This window comes from Dietzia maris (assembly GCF_014144855.1).
Taxonomy (GTDB): Bacteria; Actinomycetota; Actinomycetes; order Mycobacteriales; family Mycobacteriaceae; genus Dietzia; species Dietzia kunjamensis.
This window is the reverse complement of record NZ_JAALDN010000050.1, coordinates 1-1,984: the sequence shown is the minus strand read 5'-3', so window position 1 is coordinate 1,984 and position 1,984 is coordinate 1. Positions and strand designations below refer to the sequence as shown.

Genomic DNA, 1,984 nt, shown 5'->3' with positions numbered 1-1,984 from the left:
GGCGTGGTGCCGTCATCCGGCGTCCCCGCCCCCTGATCGGCGTCGGCGTCGGCGGCCGCGACCTCGGCGTCGCGCCGCCGGGCCCGGATCTCCGCCCAGGCGAAGTAGATGAGCGCGGCCGGGGCGAGCACGCCGAAGGCCAGCCACTGCAGTCCGTAGGACAGGTACGGGCCGTTCTCGATGCCGGGGATCGGGGCGGGGGAGAGCGATCCTGGCTGGCCCCCGGCCAGCTGCAGGTAGCCCTCCGACACGAGGTCGTGCCCGAGGGTGTCGCCGATGACGACCGGGTCCACCACGCGCACCGCGGGCAGTCCGGCCATCGGGACGGGCTCGGCCTCGCCCGGCTCGGTGACCCGCAACCGGGCGGTGATCTCGACCTCGCCGGCGGGGGCGGCGGGATAGTCCGGGACCGCGTTGTTCTCCCCGACGAGCACGTATCCGCGGTTGACCAGCATGTCCGCGCCGTCCACGGGGTCGAACACCGTGAGAACCTGGTAGACCAGCTCGCCGTCCACCGACCGGAGTCGCAGCAGCGCCTCGGAGTCCGGTCGCCACTCCCCGGTGAGGGTGACCAGGCGCCATTCGCGCTCGGCGTAGGCCTGCGGGCCGTCCACCACCTGCGCCAGCGGCGCGGGCTCGGCCTCGACGGATTCGGCCAGCCGGGCGTTGCGGGCGTCGAGATCGTTGCTCTTGCCCAGCTGCCACGGGGCGAGCAGCGCGAAGCACGCCCAGGCGAACAGGGCCGCGGCGAGGACGCCGATCACCCATCCCGGGGTCAGGAAACGCCGCAGTATCCGCATGCTCCCAGGGTATCCGTCCCGGCGCGGCGGGTCCCGTGGCAGGTGTGCCCGCTACCCCGTGAGCTCGCGCACCTCGGCGACCAGCCCGGGCAGGGCCGCGGTGATCTGCAGGCGGGTGCGGGTGAAGCCGCTGTCGTCTCCGTAGTAGGGGTCGGCCACGTCGGTGCCGTCTGCGCCGTGCTCGTGTGCACGGGGGTCGTAGGACCGCAGCAGCCGGATGCGGCCCGGGTCGACACCCGCCCGACGCAGGTGGTCGCGGTGGCCGGTGTCGAGGGCCACCACCAGGTCGGCGTCGTGGTCGCCGGGGGACAGCTGCGAGGCCACGTGCCCGGTGTCGTAGCCGTGGGCTGCGAGTTCGGCGGCGGCGCGCGCGTCCATGCCGTTGCCGACGTGCCAGTCGCCGGTGCCGACGCTGGAGACGGTCACCCGGTCGCCGAGTCCGGCGTCGTGGAACGCCCGGCGGGCAATGACCTCGGCCATGGGGGAGCGGCAGATGTTCCCGGTGCAGACGAACACCACCCGCACCCGCGACTCACCACCCACGGATGATCTCCTCCAGCGCCGCGGTGTCGACGGCCGACCAGTGGGCGCGGTCCCACTCGTCGGGCCGCCCGTAGCCCCAGCGCACGATCGCGGTCGGGACGCCGTATCGGGCGGCGCCCTCGATGTCGTGTTCGCGGTCGCCGATCATGAGTACCTGCCCGGTCCCGCCGCCGTCGACGGGCGTCGGGTCGATCCCCATCGCCGAGAGGGAGTGCGCGATGACGTCGGCCTTGGCCATCCGGCCGACGGAGATGTCCGCCCCACCGATGAACTCGAAGGGGGCGGCCAGGTCGAAGTGCCCGAGGATCCGGCGCGCGGCGACCTCGTCCTTGCTCGTGGCGACCGCCATCCGGTAGCCGTCCACGGCGAGCCGGTCGAGCAGCGCGTCCATCCCCGTGAAGACGGCGTTCTCCAGCCACCCCACCTCGTCGTAGCGCTCGCGGTAGGCCGCCACCGCCCGGTCCAGGTCGGACCCGGCGAGGCCGAGCGAGGTCAACGTGTCGACCATGGGCGGGCCGGCGATGGAACGGATGTCGCGGTCGGAGTCCCAGCGCGCGCCCACCACGCCGAGCGCGTGGTGGAGGGACTTGGCGATGCCGTCGAGGGAGTCGGTGATGGTGCCGTCGAGGTCCACGAGGAGG

The 1,984-nt window shown here is 73.5% G+C and carries 3 protein-coding genes; all 3 read right to left on the bottom strand.

What is annotated here, in order from left to right; genetic code table 11:
* Window positions 1-800 (bottom strand): SURF1 family cytochrome oxidase biogenesis protein (locus tag G6024_RS01920; RefSeq protein WP_159147781.1); only part of this gene is annotated, 800 nt, incomplete at its 3' end.
* A 51-nt stretch (window positions 801-851) separates the two neighbouring features.
* Entirely contained in the window at window positions 852-1,343 is a 492-nt protein-coding gene (locus G6024_RS01915) for a low molecular weight protein-tyrosine-phosphatase (protein ID WP_268817100.1), read from the bottom strand.
* Window positions 1,333-1,984, bottom strand: a 652-nt coding sequence (locus G6024_RS01910; RefSeq protein ID WP_159147779.1) for an HAD hydrolase-like protein, incomplete at its 5' end; no start/stop codon positions are given. The genes G6024_RS01910 and G6024_RS01915, both read right to left, overlap by 11 nt.